This is a genomic window from Streptomyces sp. NPDC052773, from assembly GCF_044547145.1.
Lineage (GTDB): Bacteria > Actinomycetota > Actinomycetes > Streptomycetales > Streptomycetaceae > Streptomyces.
On record NZ_JBITZX010000001.1, the window covers coordinates 975410 to 993742 of the forward strand.

General features: G+C 74.0%; 16 protein-coding genes. 12 read left to right on the forward strand and 4 right to left on the reverse strand.

What is annotated here, in order from left to right:
• Window positions 1-44: 44 nt before the first annotated feature.
• From ACIG0D_RS04490 to ACIG0D_RS04510, 5 genes are all read left to right on the forward strand, one after another.
• Window positions 45-1739 (forward strand): trypsin-like serine peptidase, encoded by a 1695-nt coding sequence (locus ACIG0D_RS04490; RefSeq protein ID WP_399796189.1) that lies wholly within the window; start codon window positions 45-47, stop codon window positions 1737-1739.
• A complete protein-coding gene (locus ACIG0D_RS04495) occupies window positions 1736-4246 on the forward strand; it encodes a tetratricopeptide repeat protein (RefSeq protein WP_399796190.1) in 2511 nt (836 codons plus the stop codon). Before ACIG0D_RS04490 ends, ACIG0D_RS04495 begins: the two co-directional genes overlap by 4 nt.
• Before the next feature lie 95 nt (window positions 4247-4341).
• Window positions 4342-5820, forward strand: coding sequence for a VWA domain-containing protein (locus ACIG0D_RS04500; protein ID WP_399796191.1), 1479 nt, complete (start codon window positions 4342-4344; stop codon window positions 5818-5820).
• Complete coding sequence (locus ACIG0D_RS04505) at window positions 5817-6758, forward strand: hypothetical protein (protein ID WP_399796192.1); 942 nt, start codon at window positions 5817-5819, stop codon at window positions 6756-6758. The genes ACIG0D_RS04500 and ACIG0D_RS04505 overlap by 4 nt, the downstream gene beginning before the upstream one ends.
• Window positions 6755-7969 carry an extracellular solute-binding protein gene (locus ACIG0D_RS04510; protein ID WP_399796193.1) on the forward strand — a complete coding sequence of 405 codons (1215 nt, stop codon included), beginning with the start codon at window positions 6755-6757 and terminating at the stop codon, window positions 7967-7969. The genes ACIG0D_RS04505 and ACIG0D_RS04510 overlap by 4 nt, the downstream gene beginning before the upstream one ends.
• Before the next feature lie 28 nt (window positions 7970-7997).
• Here ACIG0D_RS04510 and ACIG0D_RS04515 read toward each other — a convergent pair whose 3' ends face one another.
• Window positions 7998-8564: a DoxX family protein gene (locus tag ACIG0D_RS04515; protein ID WP_399796194.1), complete on the reverse strand. Its 567-nt coding sequence runs from the start codon at window positions 8562-8564 to the stop codon at window positions 7998-8000.
• A gap of 178 nt (window positions 8565-8742) precedes the next feature.
• Here ACIG0D_RS04515 and ACIG0D_RS04520 point away from each other — a divergent pair, with 178 nt between their 5' ends.
• Entirely contained in the window at window positions 8743-9069 is a 327-nt protein-coding gene (locus ACIG0D_RS04520; RefSeq protein ID WP_399796195.1) for a nuclear transport factor 2 family protein, read from the forward strand.
• 98 nt (window positions 9070-9167) lie between these two features.
• Window positions 9168-10169, forward strand: coding sequence for an aldo/keto reductase (locus ACIG0D_RS04525; protein ID WP_399796196.1), 1002 nt, complete (start codon window positions 9168-9170; stop codon window positions 10167-10169).
• A 225-nt stretch (window positions 10170-10394) separates the two neighbouring features.
• On the opposite strand, the gene ACIG0D_RS04530 is transcribed toward ACIG0D_RS04525, so the two are convergent.
• The gene (locus tag ACIG0D_RS04530; protein WP_399796197.1) at window positions 10395-11189 is read right to left on the reverse strand and encodes an SDR family oxidoreductase; all 795 of its coding nucleotides are present in this window, start codon (window positions 11187-11189) and stop codon (window positions 10395-10397) included.
• Between the two features lie 134 nt (window positions 11190-11323).
• On the opposite strand from ACIG0D_RS04530, the gene ACIG0D_RS04535 reads away from it, so the two are divergent.
• Window positions 11324-12964, forward strand: a complete 1641-nt coding sequence (locus ACIG0D_RS04535; protein WP_399796198.1) for an alkaline phosphatase D family protein — start codon at window positions 11324-11326, stop codon at window positions 12962-12964.
• On the opposite strand, the gene ACIG0D_RS04540 is transcribed toward ACIG0D_RS04535, so the two are convergent.
• The gene (locus tag ACIG0D_RS04540; protein WP_399796199.1) at window positions 12951-14048 is read right to left on the reverse strand and encodes a Gfo/Idh/MocA family protein; all 1098 of its coding nucleotides are present in this window, start codon (window positions 14046-14048) and stop codon (window positions 12951-12953) included. The two genes, ACIG0D_RS04535 and ACIG0D_RS04540, sit on opposite strands and share 14 nt — an antisense overlap.
• A gap of 88 nt (window positions 14049-14136) precedes the next feature.
• Here ACIG0D_RS04540 and ACIG0D_RS04545 point away from each other — a divergent pair, with 88 nt between their 5' ends.
• On the forward strand, window positions 14137-15477 hold the full coding sequence (locus ACIG0D_RS04545) for a multidrug effflux MFS transporter (RefSeq protein ID WP_399796200.1): 1341 nt from the start codon (window positions 14137-14139) through the stop codon (window positions 15475-15477).
• An 11-nt stretch (window positions 15478-15488) separates the two neighbouring features.
• Window positions 15489-16604 carry a serine hydrolase domain-containing protein gene (locus ACIG0D_RS04550; protein WP_399796359.1) on the forward strand — a complete coding sequence of 372 codons (1116 nt, stop codon included), beginning with the start codon at window positions 15489-15491 and terminating at the stop codon, window positions 16602-16604.
• Between the two features lie 190 nt (window positions 16605-16794).
• Here the strand turns inward: ACIG0D_RS04550 and ACIG0D_RS04555 are convergent, their stop codons facing one another.
• Window positions 16795-16986, reverse strand: coding sequence for a hypothetical protein (locus tag ACIG0D_RS04555; RefSeq protein WP_399796202.1), 192 nt, complete (start codon window positions 16984-16986; stop codon window positions 16795-16797).
• Between the two features lie 183 nt (window positions 16987-17169).
• On the opposite strand from ACIG0D_RS04555, the gene ACIG0D_RS04560 reads away from it, so the two are divergent.
• A complete protein-coding gene (locus tag ACIG0D_RS04560; protein WP_399796203.1) occupies window positions 17170-17775 on the forward strand; it encodes a hypothetical protein in 606 nt (201 codons plus the stop codon).
• Between the two features lie 3 nt (window positions 17776-17778).
• A complete protein-coding gene (locus ACIG0D_RS04565; protein ID WP_399796204.1) occupies window positions 17779-18321 on the forward strand; it encodes an N-acetyltransferase in 543 nt (180 codons plus the stop codon).
• The last annotated feature ends 12 nt before the right edge of the window (window positions 18322-18333 follow it).

The following is an 18333-nucleotide window of genomic DNA, read 5'->3' on the forward strand; positions in this document are numbered from 1 at the left end:
CACATCTGTATGCGCCACCACCAACCGCCCGTATAGTGCCGAACATGGCTGCTGGCGGGGGAGTCCCAGCCGCCTCGTCGACGGCGACGCCGAGCTGGGCTGTGCGCATCCGGGGGGCGGACGGGAAGATTGTGGGGGCCGGCGTTCTGCTGAGCCCCGACCGGGTGCTGACCTGCGCCCATGTCGTCGACCAGGCGGCGGCCCGGATCACCGCGGAGTTCGTCGCCGCCGCCGCCCCCGGCAACCGCGCCGTGCCCGCAGTGGAAGCCCACGTGGAGGCGTTGGTGCCGAACACCGTGGACGCCGACGGCGATTACAGCGGAGACCTCGCCCTGCTGCGGCTGGAACAGCCCAGGCCGAAGGAAGCCACGACCCGGCTGCACAGGCTGTCCGCACCCGACCGCAAGGTGCGCATGTACGGCTTCCCGAAGGGCCACGACGGCGGCGTCTGGTTCCGCGCCACCGTCGTCGGCGGCACGGGCCGCGACGGACAGGTGCAGCTCGCGCCCAGCACCCCCGGCGAAGCGGCCAGCCACGGCTGCAGCGGCGCCGGGGTGATCGACAGCGAAACCGGCGAGGTCCTCGGCATCATCCTGAACCGCAAGTGGGACCGGCAGGGCAATCGGTTCTCGTACATGAGCCCCGCCGAGACCATCGTCCGGTACCTGCCCGACGTCGAGCAGTGGACCGAAGGCCCCACGGCCGTCGACGCCGCACTGCGCTCCACCGCGGACGACATCTCCGAGGAACTGCTCGACGAAGGGTTCGCGCAGCGCCTCACCGCCTGGCTGCACGGCGAGGACGCCCGGCAGGTGAAGATCAGTGTCATCCGCCACGACGACACCGCCCGCGACGCCACCCTGCGCCGCACCATCACCCTCGCCGACCGCGAGTTACGCACCCCCGTGTCCGTCGACCGCGCCTCGCTGGACCCGCCGGACACGGTCCCCTCGGCCGGCGGCCACGACCTGGCCGTGATCGCCGCCCGCAAGACCGCCGCCGAGATCGCCGAGCGCATCGCCGACCGCATGGGCCTGCGGAACCACCCCGAGCGGCCCGCCCTCGACCGGATCAAGGACGCCGAGGTCACCATCTCGCTCGTCGTCTTCGGCGTCGACGAGGCACGGGACCCGCCCGCCCTGCTGGACCTGCTCGAGGTGCTGCGCGCCGGGGGCAGCCGGCTGCTGCTGGTCTTCCGCACCACCGGCGCCTGCTACGACGACGCCCGCCACCGGCTGGTGATCCAGCCCGCGCTGGAGCGCCGCGCACGGCTCGTCGAACGGCTCAGGGAGATCACCGGACCGCTCGCCCGGGCCCTGTACGAGCACAGGGCGACCGTGGTGCCGTACGGCATCCGCCCCCTCGACGCCGACCTGGTGGCCGCGCACGCCGCCCTCGCCGATCTCACCCACAGCCGGAGCGACCCCGGCCACGGCCCGGACCTCGGCCGCTACGAACGGCTGGCCGACCGGGCCGCCGACCGGATCGCCGGGGCAGTCGCCCGGCTCGACCGGCTGCGCGAGCGGCGCGAGGAACTCCGCGGCCGGCTGCGCAGCTACCACGTCCTGCACCAGCACGCCACCCAGGGGGAGGAGGACCCGGCGGTGGACGCTCTCTATCTCCGGGCACACGAACTGCTCCAGCGCAGACCCTGCGACGTCCCGGCGGCCGAGGAGGCGGTACGCGCCTACACCCGCCGCGTCGAACAGCCGCACCCCGGCGAGGAGTTCTCCTCATGACCGGCCCGGCCTGCGTCAGACCCGACTGCCGGGGCGGCCACATCATGGTCACCGGGTTCTGCGACACCTGCCTGCGCCGGCCGCTCACGCCCAAGACCCCACCGGGCGGGGCCGGGCCCGCGCGGCCACCCGAAACCGCCCTCCCGGGCCCGGGCGAGGGGGAGAGCGGCGGACGGCGGCCCCCGCCGGGACCGGGCTCCGGCGAACTCGACCGCGACGGCCTGCCGGTGCTGCCGTACCTGCCGTCCCCCGAGCCGTCCGAGGCCGCCGAGACCACTGCCCGGCCGCCCACCGGAGGCCGCCGCTGCGGCGTCGACAACTGCACCGGCGTCATCGGGGTCTCCTACGACGGAGGCCCGGCGCCCGACGAAGGCTTCTGCCCGCAGTGCGGCACCGAGTACTCGTTCCGGCCCAAACTGCACCCCGGCGACGTCGTCGGCGGCCACTACAAGGTGCTGGGCTATCTCGCGGTCGGCGGCCACGGTTGGATCTACCTCGCCGAGGACACCCGCGTCCCCGATCTCCACGTCGTCCTCAAAGGGCTGATCAACACAGGGGACGCCGTGGCCCGCCGGGCGGCCGTCGAGGAGCGCCGCTCGCTCACCACGCTTCACCACCCGGACATCGTCCGCATCATCACCTACGTCGAGCACCAGGCGCCCGGAGACGCTCAGCCCACCGGCTACATCGTCATGGAGTACGTCGGCGGGCGCTCCCTCGCCTGGCTGCGGTACGCCCCCGACGAGGAGCTGACCCGGCTGCTCGGCGGCCCCCTGGAGTTCGGGCATGTGATCACCTACGGCTGCATGATCCTCGGCGCCCTGGAGTACCTGCACGGCCGGGGCCTGCTCTACTGCGACATGAAGCCGGACAACGTCATCCACTACGGGCGCCGCATCAAGGTCCTCGACCTCGGCGCCATCCGCTCGATCGGCGACCGCAGCTCCGCTCTGACCTACACGGACGGGTTCGCGCCGTCGCCCAAGGAGCTGAAGGAGCGCGGCTTCCACATCGACAGCGACCTGTACACCGTCGGCCGGACCCTGAAGTCCCTCGCCGACCGCGCCACCGCACCGGTCGGACTCGCCGCCCGCTCCTTCGAGAAGCTGATCCACCGCGCCACCGAACCCGACGTGACCGCCCGGTTCACCTCGGCGGCCGAGATGTCCCGCCAGCTCTGGGAGGTGCTGCGCGAACACCAGGCGCTCGCCGGCCACGAGCCGTACCCGGAGCGCTCCACCCGCTTCCAGCCGACCGCCGAGGTCTTCGGCGGCGGACTCGGCGCCGTCCCCGGACTGGAGCACTGGACACGCCGGCCCGGCGGCGAGCATCCGCGTCTGCCCGTGGGCGCCCCCCACCCCCGGGCGACGGCCGCGGCCCTGCCCGTGCCGATCCCCGACCCCGCCGACGGCGCCACCCTGCTGCTCGACGGCCTCGCCGCCGACACCCCCGACCGCATCGCCGACCGGGCCCGCCAGGACACCCGGCTGCACACCGTCGAGGCCGCGCTGTGGCTGTGCCGCGCCTACCTGGACGCGGGGGAGACGGACCGCGCCGAGGAGTGGCTGCGCACGGCCGAGGACCGCAACGGCCGCCGCGACTGGCGGATCCACTGGCATCACGGCCTGCTCCATCTGGTGTGCGGCGACGTCGAGAGCGCCGAGGACGAGTTCGCCGCGACCTACGACGCGCTCCCCGGTGAGAGCGCCCCCAAACTGGCCCTCGGCTACTGCGCGGAGTATCTGTCCGGGCGGCTGCGGGAGACGGCGGCGCGGGAGAGCGCGGTGGCCGTGGACGCCGGGACGGCCGCGGAGCGGCCGCGGCACCCCGACGAGACACAGTCCCGGCGGGCCCAGGCCCGTGAACGGCGGGCCAAGGAGTTCTACGAGGCCGTGTGGCGCCGTGACCCCACCCAGGGCAGCGCCGCCTTCGGCCTGGCCAGGATCCGGCTGCGCGGCGGTGACCGGCGCGGGGCCGTCGCCGTACTCGACGACGTGCCGACCACGGCACGCCACCACGACGCCGCACGCGTCGCCGCGATCCGGGTGCTGGCCGGGCGGCTGCCCGACGGGACCGGGCCCGGCACCGGGGAACTCGCCGAGGCCGCCTCGCGGCTGGCCGGGCGGCTGCCCGATGAAACCGGGCCCGGCACCGCGAAGGCCGCCGAGGCCGCCGAGCGGCCGGCCGGGCCGAGCCTGGACGGCACCGACTCCCGCGAGCAGCCGGCGCTCGACCGGCTGATCACCGAACTGCTGGAGTACGCGCTGGTGTGCCGCCCGCCCGGCGGCTGGGGCGACGGCTTTCCCACCGGAGCGCTGTTGGGCCCCGAGGACACCCCCGAGGCACTGCGAGCCCGTCTGTCCCGGTCGCTGAAACGGCTCGCGGACCAGGCCGGCAGCGCGGAGGAGCGAGGCGACCTGCTCGACCGGGCGTACGCGGTGCTCCCCCAACCGGCCGGCCTGCGGGAGCTGCTGCGACCGCGGCGGCTGCGGCGGCGCACGGCCTAGCGGGCGGCGGCACGGCGGGAGACAGGGCGCGGCGGGAGACACGGCACGGCAGGCGGCGGCGTACGGCGGCGACGACGAGGGCGAGGTGCACGGACGTGGAGACGGGAGCGCCCCGGGCGGGCGGAACGGCCGGCCAGGTCACGGTCGGGCTGGAGATCAGCCAGTGGAAGTACCTGCCGGTCGAGGGGGACGACCCGCAGATGCACGCCATCCTCAGCGTGCGCGTGGACGGCACGGGGGGCGGCGCGTCCGCCGGGCCGCTGCTCGCGCAGGTGCTGGCGGTTGACTGCTCCAGCTCCATGACCTGGCCCCCGGACAAGCTGCACGCCGCCCAGCAGGCGGCCGTCGCGGCGATCCGGATGCTGCCCGACGGCACACCGTTCGCGGTGGTCCGCGGCGACGACCGGGCGACCATGGTCTACCCGGACACGCCCGGCATGGCCCGCGCCGACGCGAGGCGGCGCGCCGAGGCCGAACGGGCCGTGCTCCGGCTCGTCGCGAGCGGAGGCACCTGCATCGGCGCCTGGCTGGACCTGTCCCGCCGGCTGCTCGCCGAGCAGGACGCACCCATCGGGCACGTGCTGCTGCTCACCGACGGCAAGAACCAGCACGACGAACGGATGCCGCTCACCCAGGTGCTGGAGACCTGCGCGGGCGGGTTCGTCTGCGACGCCTGGGGCATCGGCGACGGCTGGGACGCCCACGAGCTGCTGCGGATCACCAGCAGTCTGCACGGCAGCGCCTCCTCCGTGCACGACGAGGCCGACCTCCCGGCGGAGTACGAGAGACTGATGGCTCGTCTGCTCACCAAGACCATGCCCGAGCTGGCGGTCTCCGTGACCCCCATGGGCGGGGCCGCCGTGCGCTACCTCAAACAGGTCTTCCCGACCGAGGTGGAACTCGTTGCCGAGCCGGCCGAGGACGGCACGGACGCCACCAGCTTCCTCACCCGCGCCTGGGGCGACGAGACCCGCCGCTACCAACTGTGCCTGTCCGCCGACCCCACCGGCCACCCGCGCGGGGTGGACCTCCAGCTCGCCGTCGTCTCCGTCGGCGTCCCCGGCGGCGAGGTGACGCTGCCGCCCCCGCAGGCCTGCGTCGTCCACTGGACCGACAATCCCGCCCTGTCCCGGCACACCGACGCCCAGGTCGAGCACTTCGCACAGCACCAGCGGCTCGGCGAGGCCGTCGCCGCCGCGGCCGACGCCCACCGCCGCGGCGAGCGCGACCTCGCCGAACACCAGCTCGGCCGGGCCGCCCAGCTCGCGCAGGCCATGGGCGCCGACGAGCAACTGGCGCGGCTGGCCCGTCTCGTGGAGATCACCGACGCCCGGGCCGGACAGGTCAGGCTGCGTCCCGAGGTGACGGCGGTCGACTTCCAGCACCTGATCACCGCGAGCAGCCACAGCACCTACGGCCCCGTCTCCGGCGCCGATGCCTCGGGCAGCGCGGGCGCCGGCGCGACGGGCGGGACCGCGGGAGCGACCGTCTCCTGCCCGGCCTGCCAGAGAAAGGTGCTGGTGACGTCCCGGTTCTGCACCTTCTGCCGCCACCCTTTCGAGGAGCGGCCATGAGCACCACCCACCGCGAACTCGTCCGCAGACTCCGGCTGCTGATCGCCCTCGCCCTCGCCACCACCCTCGCCCTGTTCATCGCCTACCGGGGCGTCCACGACGACACCGTGCCGCTGGCCTCCTCCACCACCCCCGGCATCCTCGCCGTCGACACCGCGCGGCACGCCATGCGCCAGGCCCACGAGGAGATCCGCGACAGCGGCCCGCGGGCCGACGTCAGCGGCGAGTTCCACACCTGGACCTCGGTCGCCCACCAGAGCCTCGCCCTGGCCGCCTCCGAGAACGTCACCGGCGTGGAGGGCCGGCACGACCTGCAGACCCTCACCGGGCTGATCGCCGTCTACTCGGGCTGGGTGGAGCGCTGGGGCCGGGAGTCCGACGCCGACTCGCCGCTGCGCGCCGCCTACCTGCACTACGCGGAACAAGTGCTCGGCCTGGAGAGCGCCCCCGGCACCGACGGCGACATCATGAGCCGCCTCGACGCCCTGCGGGCCGAGCAACTGGCCGAGGCCCGGCGGCAGGCGGCGTTCAGCTGGCAGCAGTGGCTGTGGTGGAGCGTCGTCGCGGCGCTGTACGCGGCGCTGTGCCTGGCCCTGCTGGAGACCCAGCGGTTCCTGCGCCGCCGCTTCCGCAAACCCGTGCAGGTGCGGCTGCTCGCCGCGACCGCGGTGTGCGCGCTCGGGGTGCCGCTGCTGGCGTGGCTCACGCTCCGGGCGCACGGCGCGATGGCCGACACCGTCGGCTGGATCCGCGTACGCCGCCAGGACCCGGACCTCGTCCCGGAGGTCGCCGACAACGTGGAGGACGCCCTGGCGGACGCCGGCTGGTGGGCGTCGCTGTCCGAATGGGTGCTCTGGGGAGGGGCCGTGGTGATGGCACTGACACTGTGGGGGCTACGGCCCCGGATCGCCGAGTACCGCTTCCGGGGGACGCGATGAACCGGCCCCGGCCGCGCACCCTCGTCGCACTCGCCGTATGCCTGGCGCTGCTCGCCGCCGGCGTGTACACGGGGGTGCGCTGGGCCCAGGGCCGCAAGGGCACGGTGACCCTGCTCGCGAGCTGGACCGGCCGCGAGGCGGCGGAGTTCGAGGAGCGGGTCGTCGAGGACTTCGAGGACACCTACGGCATCGACGTCGTCTACCAGGGCAGCTCCGCGCTCAGCCAGGTGCTGGCCGCCGACATAGCGGCCGGCAACCCGCCGGACGTCGTGGTCGTGCCCGGCCCCGGCGAACTCCTCACCTACGCCGGCGACGGCCGCCTCCGCCCCCTCGACGGGCTGTTCGCCCCCGAGCAGTACGACGAGATGTGGGCGCCCAGGGTCCCGGGCGGGAACGGCACCCTGCACACCTACTGGCTGCCGATCAAGACCAGCCTGAAGAGCATGGTCTGGTACACGGGCGACAAGCCCACCGCGCCGTCGGCGGCCAACCCCGGGAAGTGGTGCCTGGGCATGGAGGACGGCGCCGCCTCCGGCTGGCCCGGCACCGACTGGATCGAGGACATCCTGCTCCAGCAGGCCGGCCCCGAGCAGTACGAGAAGTGGGTGAACGGCACCCTGCCCTGGACCCACGACGACGTGCGCGAGGCCTGGCGGACGTTCGGCGAGATGGCCGGCGCGGGCGACCGGGAGCGCGCCGCGCGGCTGCTGACGACCGGGTTCGAGGCGGACTGCGCCACGACCGGGCGCCTGGAACACCAGGGCTCCTTCCGCGCCGGCCACTGGCGGGAGGCGGGCGGCGACTACGTCCCCTCCGCCGAGGTGATCCCCGGTGCCGGGTCCGACGCCGGGGCCTGGGAGGTCTCCGGCGACCTCGCGGCCCTCCTCACCGACAACCCGGACGCCCGGCGGCTGATCCGCCATCTCGCCGACCCCGCCACCGACCTGCCCGACCACACCGTCAACCGGGCGGCGACCCCGGACCCCGGCCAGGACACCATCGAGGCCCGCATCGACCGGACCCTGCGCGAGGACGGCGCCACCCGCTGCTGGGACGCCTCCGACGCCATGCCCCGCACCCTGCGCGACGCCTTCCACCAGGCGGTGCTGCGCCACCTCGTCGAACCGGACACCCTGGACGACCGCCTGACGCAGCTGCAACGGCTGACCACGGAGCAGCGGTTGCGGGTGTGCGGCGGCGGCGCTCCTTGAGGCGGGCCGGCTCGGAGGGGCTTTCCCGCTAGCTCTCCGTCGTCTCCTCGAACAGCGCCTCCTGCTCGCCGCCCGCGCTCTCCGCCTCCCGCTGGAGCCGCTTGACCCGGGCGCCCACCACGACCGCGGTCCCGGCGGCCACCGCGGCGAGCGCCACCGGGACCATCCAGCCGCGGTCCAGCACATGGCCGAGGGCGTGGTCGAGGGAGAGGCGGCCGGGGCCGGTGACGGCGAGACCGGTGGCGGCCAGGCCGAGGGTGGCGGCGTACTCGTAGCCGCCGCTCTGGTTGAAGAAGCCGTTGGGGGTGTGCACGGCCGCGGCGCCCGCCATCGCGCCGGCCGCCGCCGCGCCCGCCGCCGGGGTGGCCAGGCCCAGCGCGAGCAGGGTGCCGCCGCCGGTCTCCGCGATGCCCGCGGCGGTGGCGCTGGCCTTGCCCGGCCGGTAACCGACGGACTCCATGAACTGGCCGGTGCCCTCGATCCCGTGGCCGCCGAACCAGCCGAACAGCTTCTGCGTACCGTGCGCCACGAGCACCCCGCCCGTGCCCAGCCGGAGCAGCAGCAGGCCCAGATCACGTCGGTCGTAGAACGTCACGTTGACTCCCGGAGCAGACGAACGGAACAAGCGTGTGAGGCGACCCCGCCCCGGTTTCCCCCGACCCACGGTCCCACCCCCGCCGCCACGGGTCCCCTCCGCGACGGCCGTTCGGGTGGCGGCCCGCGCGGTGGGTCTTCCGGTGGCGGGGGAGCGGGGGCGGTGTGACGCTGACGGCATGACGATTCAGACCGCCAAGCTGCGCGACCCGGCCGTCCGCGCCTTCGTCACCGCCGTCAACGCCCACGACCGCGAGGGGTTCATGGCGGTGCTCGCACCCGGCGCGACGATGGCGGACGACGGCGCGGACCGGGACCTCGCCGAGTGGATCGACCAGGAGATCTTCACCACCCACGGCCACCTGGAGGTCGACAACGAGTCGGACGGCGGCCGTGCCCTCATCGCCCGCTACCGCAACGACACCTGGGGCGAGATGCGCACCCGCTGGCGCTTCACCGTCGACGACACCGGCCGGATCGCCCGCTTCGAGACCGGGCAGGCATAACCGGGCGGGCGGGGACCGGCCGGGCGTGAGAATGCCTGCGGCGGCTGCGGCGGCGCCCCTTGCCTTCGCGCGCGCTCCAACTCCTAGCGTCCGGCGGCATGGAGAGCACACGCACACTCGGACGCAGCGGCATCCAGGTCAGCGCCCTCGGCTTCGGCTGCTGGGCCATCGGCGGTGAGCACCACACCCCGGACGGGCAGCCCCTGGGCTGGGGCCGGGTCGACGACGAGGAGTCGGTACGGGCCATTCGCCGTGCCCTCGACCTGGGAGTGACCTTCTTCGACACCGCCGACTGCTACGGCACCGGGCACAGCGAACGCGTCCTCGGCCGCGCCCTCGGCAAGCGCCGGGGCGATGTCGTGGTCGCCACCAAGTGGGGCAACGTCTTCGACGAGACCAGCCGCACCCTCACCGGCAACGACGACTCCCCGGCGTACGCGCGCCGCGCGCTGACCGCCTCCCTGCGCCGCCTGGACACCGACTACGTCGACCTCTACCAGCTCCACATCGCCGACGCCGACCCGGAGCGGGCCCTGCGGCTGCGCGAGACCTGTGAGGACTTCGTCCGCGAGGGCCTGATCCGGGCGTACGCCTGGAGCACCGACGACCCGTCCCGCGCCGCCCTGTTCGCCGAGGGGAAGCACTGCGCGGCCGTCCAGCACGCCGCGAACGTGCTCCGGGACGCGCCGGAGCTGTTCGCGCTGGCCGAGCGGCGGGGGCTGACGAGCATCGTCCGCAGTCCCCTCGCCATGGGCCTGCTCACCGGACGGCACGCCGGCCGCCCGCGCCCGGAGCCGGGCGACATCCGCAGCAGGCCGCCCGCCTGGCTGCCGGGTTTCGGGGACGGTTCCGGCGCCGACCCCGAGTGGCTGGCCCGGGTGGAGGCGCTGCGGGACGTCCTCACCGCCGACGGCCGTACCCTCGCCCAGGGCGCCCTCGGCTGGCTGTGGGCGCGCAGCCCGCGCGCCGTGCCGATCCCCGGCTTCCGCTCGGTCGCGCAGGCCGAGGAGAACGCGGGCGCTCTGGCCCGGGGGCCCCTGACCGCCGCTCAGCTCGCGGAGACGGACCGGATCCTGGGGCGGCGTACCGCGACGGTGTGACACGGCAGCCGTTCCACGGCCCGGTGCCCGCCCCGCGGTCTCCCACGAGGACCCCCCGGCCCGGTGCCTGGAACGGCTGCCGTCTCTCCCCCCGGCTGATGGCCCGCGGAAGCTCCACACTCCAAGTGTGAAGTTCCTGTGGAGGAAAGTTGAGCACAGGTCAGCCACCGGGGGCAATGGGGCGGATGGTGAAACTCCGCTTGCCCGGGCGGGCCCGGCCGTACGTCAGCCGCGGCCCACGTACGGCATCGCCGTCGCCAGCACCGTCGCGAACTGCACGTTCGCCTCCAGCGGCAGCTCCGCCATGTGCCGCACCGTGCGCGCCACATCGGCCACGTCCATCACCGGCTCCGGCGCGATCTCGCCATTCGCCTGAAGCGCCCCGGTCTGCATCCGCGCCGTCATATCGGTCGCCGCGTTGCCGATGTCGATCTGCCCGACGGCGATGCGGTACGGCCGCCCGTCCAGCGACAGCGACTTGGTCAGACCGGTCAGCGCGTGCTTGGTGGCCGTGTAGGCGACCGAGTGCGGACGCGGCGTGTGCGCCGAGATCGAGCCGTTGTTGATGATCCGGCCGCCCTGCGGGTCCTGCTCCTTCATCTGCCGGTACGCCGCCTGCGCGCACAGGAACGCCCCGTTGAGGTTGGTGTCCACCACATGCCGCCACGCCTCGTACGGCAGCTCCTCGACCGGCACGCCGCCCGGCCCGAACGTCCCCGCGTTGTTGAACAGCAGGTCCACCCGCCCGAACCGCCCGACCGTCGCCGAGAACAGCGCGGCCACGTCCTCGGGGCGCGACACGTCCGTCCGTACGGCGAGCGAGGCGCCCTCCGGCACCAGCGCCGCCGTCTGCTCCAGGGTCTCCGTCCGGCGCCCCGCCAGCGCCACCGACCAGCCCGCGCGCAGCAGCTCCACGGCGACCGCGCGCCCGATGCCGGAACCCGCACCGGTCACCACGGCGATCCTCGACCGGCTCTCCGGACGGCCCTCCGGCCCGCTCTCCGTTCGCTTCTCGTTCATGGGCCCGCAGCGTACGGGAGGGTCCGCCATCCGGAACTCACCCATCCGACATGTGGTTGTCGTGAACGCGCCTATCGCGAGTCGTCCCCGGCCACTCCAATGCGTGAGGCATCCATCTGTCAGGGGAGGACCGGATGACTCACCCCACCCGTCGGCCACAGCACGCCCCCGAACTGCGCGCCGCCGCCCGCCACATCGGCCGGCGCCGCTTCCTCACCGCCACCGGCGCCGCCGCCGCCCTCGCCTTCGCCGTCGGCCTCCCGGCCGCCGGCACCGCGAGCGCCGCCGAACTCGACGCCGCCCGCCTCACCGAGAACCCCTTCACCCTCGGCGTCGCCTCCGGCGACCCCCAGCCCGGCTCGGTCCTGCTGTGGACCCGCCTCGCCCCCGCCCCCTACCAGCCCGACGGCGGACTGCCCGCCCAGCGCGTCACCGTGCACTGGGAACTCGCCCACGACGAGCACTTCCGCCGCCCCGTCAGACGCGGCACCGCCCCCGCCCACCCCGAGTTCCACCACACCGTGCACGTCGAGGTCACCCACCTCGCCCCCGGCCGGGTCTACTACTACCGCTTCCGCGCCGGCGACTGGATCAGCGAGACCGGCCGCACCCGCACCGCCCCCGCCCCCGGCGACCCCACCACCGCACTCCGCCTCGCCGCCGTCTCCTGCCAGGCCTACCACGACGGCTACTTCACCGCCTACGGCCACCTCGCCCAGGACGACGTCGACCTCGTCCTCCACCTCGGCGACTACCTCTACGAGTACGCCGTCAACGCCACCGGCGGCCAGCGCCGCTACACCGACCGCGTCCTCCCCGCCCACTTCAACCGCGAGACCGTCACCCTCGAGGACTACCGCCTGCGCTACGCCCTCTACAAGACCGACCCCGACCTGCGCGCCGCCCACGCCGCGCACCCCTTCGTCGTCACCTGGGACGACCACGAGACCGAGAACAACTACGCCGGCGACACCCCCGAGAACGACGTCCCGCCGGAGGAGTTCCTGCTGCGCCGCGCCGCCGCCTACCGCGCCTACTGGGAGAACCAGCCCCTGCGCCGCCCCCAGCTCCCCGACGGCCCCGACATGCGGCTCTACCGCCGCCTGCACTGGGGACGGCTCGCCCAGTTCGACATCCTCGACACCCGCCAGTACCGCACCAACCAGGCCTACGGCGACGGCGCCCGCGTCCCCGGCCCCGAGGTCGACGACCCGGCGCGCACCATGACCGGCGAGACCCAGGAACGCTGGCTGCTCGACGGCTGGCAGCGCTCCAAGGCGCTGTGGAACGTCATGCCGCAGCAGGTCGTCTTCTCCCAGCGCAAGTTCGACCTGACCGAGCCGTCCCGGGTGTCGATGGACGCCTGGGACGGCTACCGCGCCTCACGCCGCCGGGTGCTGGACGGCGCGCGGGCGGCCGGCGTGGAGAACCTGATGGTGCTCACCGGAGACGTCCACGTCGGCTACGGCTTCGACATCAAGGAGGACTTCGACGACCCGGGCTCCCGCACCGTCGGTACCGAGATCGTCGCCACCTCGATCGCCAGCGGCCGCGACGGCGCCGACAAGCCCGCCAACTGGGACACCTACATGCGCGCCAACCCGCACCTGAAGTTCTACAACGGGCGCCGCGGCTACGTCGCGGTCACCCTCGGCCGCGAGCAGGCACGCGCCGACTACCGGACCGTGCCGTACGTGACCACGCCCGGGGCGCCGGTCACGACGGCCGCGTCCTTCGTCACCCGCGTGGGGGAGCCGGGGCTCACACCGGCATGAGGTCCCCGGTGGGGTCCTCGCCGGACACCGCGCCGGCGTCCTCACCGGCGCCGTCACCCGCGCGGTCACCTGCGCCGTCACCGGCGGTGGCCTCACCGGGGTAGCGGACGCCGACGCGGTCCCGGATCGCGTCGAGCGTCCGCATCACCGCGAGCGTGCCGTCGAGCGGCACCAGCGGGGACTCGGTCTCACCGGCCCGCAGCGCCCGCATCACCTCGCGGGCCTCGTGCTTGAAGCTGTTGTGCGCGCCGTTCGCCTGGTCGTGCACGAACTCCTCCGGCTCACGCCCCGCGCGGTGCAGCACGAACCGCTCCGGGTGGAAGAAGCCGTGCGGGATGTCGATCCGGCCCAGCGAACCGGTGACGGACGCCGCCGTCGGCGTACCCCCCACGATGGAGCAGTGCACCGACGCGAGAGCGCCGCTCTCATAGGAGAGCACCGCACCCGTCTGGAGATCGACGCCCTCCTCCGAGAGCACCGCACTCGCCGCGATCCCCGCCGGCTCACCCAGCAGCAGCTGCGCGAACGACACCGGATACACCCCCAGATCCAGCAGCGCGCCCCCGCCCTGCAACGGATCCCGCAGCCGGTGCGACGGCGGGAACGGCCCCGCCAGCCCGAAGTCCGCCTGCACACTGCGCACCTCGCCGACCGCCCCGTCCTCCACCAGCGCCTTCAGCCGCCGCATCAGCGGAGAGCAGTACATCCACATGGCCTCCATCAGGAAGCGCCCGTGCTCCCGCGCCAGCGCCACCAGCTCCCCGGCCTCGCGCGCGTTCAGCGTGAACGGCTTCTCCAGCAGCACGTTCCGCCCCGCCGCCAGACACAGCCCGGCCGCCGCCCGGTGCGCCGCGTGCGGCGTCGCCACGTACACCACGTCGACGCCCTCGTCCCGCGCCAGCCCCTCCCAGCCGCCGTACGCCCGCTCGATCCCGAAGCGCTCCGCGAACGCCTCCGCAGACGCCTCGCTCCGCGACGCCACCGCCACCACCTCCGCGTCCGGCAGATCCACCAGATCCGCCGTGAACGCGGCGGCGATCCCGCCGGTCGCCAGGATTCCCCACCGCACGCTGTCCGCCGTCATTCCCCGCCCCACGCTCCACTCGGTGACACCAGGCACTCTGTTCGAGCTGAGAGCATAGGGACCGGACTGCGGAAAAAGGGAGGGCCACATGCCCGAAGGCGGGGCATCCATACCGGAACTGTCACAGGCGGCCGCCCCCGAGGCACGGCCGCCCCTCCGTGCGCACCGCGCCGCCGGCCTGCTGCTGACGCTGGTTCTCGGCGGCCTCACCGCCACGCCCCCGCTGGCGATGGACATGTACCTCCCCGCACTCCCCGAGGTCACCCGCGCCCTGCACGCCCCCGCCGCCACCGTCCAGCTCACCCTCACCGCCTGCCTGGCCGGCATGGCGCTCGGCCAGCTCGTGGTCGGCCCGATGAGCGACCGCTGGGGCCGCCGCCGCCCGCTGCTCACCGGGCTCGCCGTCTACGTCGTCGCCACCGCCCTGTGCGCGCTCGCGCCCACCGTCGAGACCCTCGTCGCCTTCCGCCTGGCCCAGGGCCTCGCGGGCGCCGCCGGGATCGTCATCGCCCGCGCGATCGTCCGCGACCTCTACGACGGCGTCGAGATGGCCCGCTTCTTCTCCACCCTCATGCTGATCTCCGGAGTCGCCCCGATCGTCGCCCCGCTGATCGGTGGACAGATCCTGCGCGTCACGGACTGGCGGGGCGTGTTCGTCGTCCTCACCGCCGTCGGCGCGCTGCTCGCCGCAGTGGTGTGGGCGAAGCTCCCCGAGACGCTGCCGCCCGCCGACCGGCACGCCGGCGGCGTCGGCGAGGCCCTGCGCTCGATGCGCGGCCTGCTGTCCGACGCGCCGTTCACCGGCTACCTCCTCGCCGGCGGCTTCGCCTTCGCCGCGCTCTTCGCCTACATCGCCGCCTCCCCCTTCGTCGTCCAGGAGATCCACGGCGCCTCCCCGCAGACCTTCAGCCTGCTGTTCGGCCTCAACTCCGTCGGCCTCGTCGTCGCCGGGCAGATCAACGGCAAGGTGCTGATCGGACGCGTCCGCCTCGACCGGGTCCTCGCCGTCGGCCTGGCCGTCGTCGTCCTCGCCGCCACCGCGCTGCTGCTCATGTCGCTCGGCGTCTTCGGCGAGACCGGGCTGGTGCCGGTGGCCGCCGCGCTGTTCGTGCTGATGTCCGCGATGGGCATCACCCTGCCCAACACCCAGTCCCTCGCCCTGATGCGCACCCGGCACGCGGCCGGCTCCGCCTCCGCCCTGCTCGGCACGTCCTCCTTCCTCATCGGCGCCATCGCCTCCCCGCTCGTCGGCATCGCCGGGGAGGACACCGCCGTGCCGATGGCGGTCGTCCAGCTCGTGGCCGCGCTGGTGGCGACGTTGTGTTTCGTGGCACTGTGCCGCCCCTGGAGGCAGGGCGGCCCGAGCACGGAGGCGGCGGGTCCGCGCCTGGACGCGCCGAAGGCGAGCACGGAGGGGGCGGGGAACTGAGCGCACCGAAACTGCGCAGCGGCACACCGGAACGGGCCGGGCTCGACCCGGTCGAACTCGACCACCTGGTCCGCGAGATCCACGACCTCACCACCGGCGACCGCCCCTGGGCGGCCGGCGCGGTCGTGGTCGCCGGACGCGGACCCGTGATCGCGGTCGAGGAGGCGGCGGGCTGGGCCGTGCGCTACGCCGCCTACGACCCGCAGCGCGACGCCGGAGTGGAACTGCCCGAGACCGCCCGGGTGCCGATGACCGTCGACACCCCGTTCGACCTGGCCTCCCTGACCAAGCTCTTCACCTCGGTCGCGGCGGTCCAGCAGATCGAGCGGGGCACCCTCGGCATCGACGCGGCGGTCGGCGCGTACCTCCCCGAGTTCCACGCGGCGGCCCGGCACGGCGTCACCGTACGGCAGCTGCTCACCCACACCTCCGGACTGCGCCCCGACCTGCCGCTGTACGACTGCGCCGACGACGCCGAACGGCTCGCCCTGCTGCGCGCCGAGCCGCCCACCGGCGAACCCGGCGTCCACCGCTACTCCGACCTCAACATGCTGCTGCTCCAGCACGTCCTGGAACGCATCACCGGACGCCCCCTGGACGTCCTGATCCGGGACGGCATCACCCGCCCGCTCGCCATGACGGCCACCCGCTTCGGACCCTGCCCCGGCGCGGCGGCCACCGAGGACCAGCGGCGACCGTGGGCCAAGGCGGACCGGGGCATGCTGCGGGGCGTCGTGCACGACGAGAACGCCTGGGCGCTCGGCGGCGTGGCCGGGCACGCCGGGCTCTTCTCCACCGGGCGCGACCTCGCCGTGTTCTGCCGCGCGCTGCTCGCGGGCGGCGCGTACGGTCCCGCGCGCATCCTCGGCCCGGACTTCGTGGAGCTGCTGCTGACCCCGCCCGGACTCGGGTTCGCCCTGGACCAGCCGTGGTTCATGGGTGCCCTGGCGGGCCGGGGCGCGGCCGGACACACCGGCTTCACGGGCACGTCCCTCGTCCTGGACCCGGCCACGGACACCTTCCTGATCCTCCTGGCCAACACGGTCCACCCCCGCCGACGCCCCCCGGACAGCAGACCGAGAGCGGCGGCGGGGACGCGGGTGGCGCGGGCGGTGTGGGGGAGCTGAGCCGCGAGCATCACAACCTCACCCCAGAGGCCGTGATCCCGGCAGTGCCAATGAACCGCCGTTACTACCGACAGATCGAGGCCGGCCGGGGAGACGTGCGGCGGCGGGCCCGCGGCGGCCACCCTCGGGGGTGGGCGGCCTCATCCGCTACCGGCGCGGTCGGCATCGCCACCGGGAGCGGTGGCCTGCGTCAGCGTCGTCTCCATCGCGGATCGTGATGGCGGCGGATCTCGACGTTGCAGTCGGTGGCCCGCGAGTGATCGCCGCGCGTTGTCGCCTCGTCGCGCTGCCTGACCAGGGCCTGACAGATGTCGCAGTCCGGCAAGGGCTCAGGAGGCTCGGGCGGGGCACCGAGGACGATCGGCTGCTCCTGAACGCTCACGGCCGCCCCCCTTCCACCGGCGCCACAGACCGTCCCGCCCGCTGGTAGGCCTGGTACAGCTGCTGGGCGGCCTCGCAGTGCAGGTTGGCGTTCCGGCCGGCGTCGTCGGTGGTCGAGCAGGTCTAGGACGCCACCGCTCTGTACAACGAGGCCCTACAGGCGGGCGTGCTGGCGGGTGACGGCATGCTGCAGGCCCGCGTCTGGTCGAACCTGGCGATGCAGGCCCGACTGCTCGATCGCGATCAGGAAGCGGTCCGGATCGGGCGTGCGGCCGTCGAGACCCGGCAGGCCAAAGGAGACCCATGGCTGATGGCGCTGCTGCACTGCCGACAGGCCGTCGGGCACGCCCGCATGGGTGACCGTGTGCGCGCGGAGCGGTCCCTGGCGCGCGCCGAGACGGCCTATGAGAGGGCCAAGGGCGAGCCCGCCGCATGGCTGTCGTTCCTCACCCCAGCCGAGCTGACAGGTCTCGCGGGCGCTGCACACCAGGCCCTCGGCAGGCACAAGCGCGCACGGGAACTCACTGCGACCGCGCTCAGCATGCTGGAGCCACGCTTCGAGCGGAACCGCGTGTACTACACACTGCAGTGGGCACAGGCCCTGCTGGACGGCGGGGACGTCGAGCATGCCGCGGACGAGGCAGGGAAGGCCGCCGACATGGCGGCGCGGGTGCACAGTGATCGCCTGCGGGGCCGGCTGAACGGCCTGCGGCAGCAGATGCTCCGCTACGCGGGCAGCGTGCCCGAGGCCGCAGACTTCGTGGAGCGAACGCGGCAGACGGGAGTGTGAGGCGTGGACGGTCTACGGCTGGAGCGCAGGGACGCGGCAGGGCTTGGGGACATCCGCCCCCAGCTGCTCGACGTGTACGCCGAGATCTACGCCGATCGGCTCGGCGAGGAGTTCCACTCGGTAGCACGGTTCGACGAACGCCTCGGCTGGAACACGGAAGTCCCCGGGTTCGCCGCGGTCGTCGGCTACCTCGACGACTCGCCGGTCGGCTACGCCTACGGCTGCACGCTGCAGCCGGGCACGCGATGGTGGAACGGCCTGCGCACCCCGGTGGCGGAGGATGCGACCCAGGAAACAGGGACGCGCACGTTCGCCCTCTCGGAGCTGATGGTCGTGGAGAAGGTCCGAGGCACGGGGGCGGCGAAGCTCATTCATGACGACTTGCTGCGCGGCAGGCCGGAGGAGCGGGCGACGCTGCTGGTCGAGCGGGGCCATCCGAAGGTGCGTGCCCTGTACGAGGCATGGGGATACGAGTGGTTCGGCGAGGTGCTGCCGTTCGCCGACGCTCCCCTTTACGACGCGATGATGCTGCGCCTCTCCGCCTGATCCTCTGCGGTG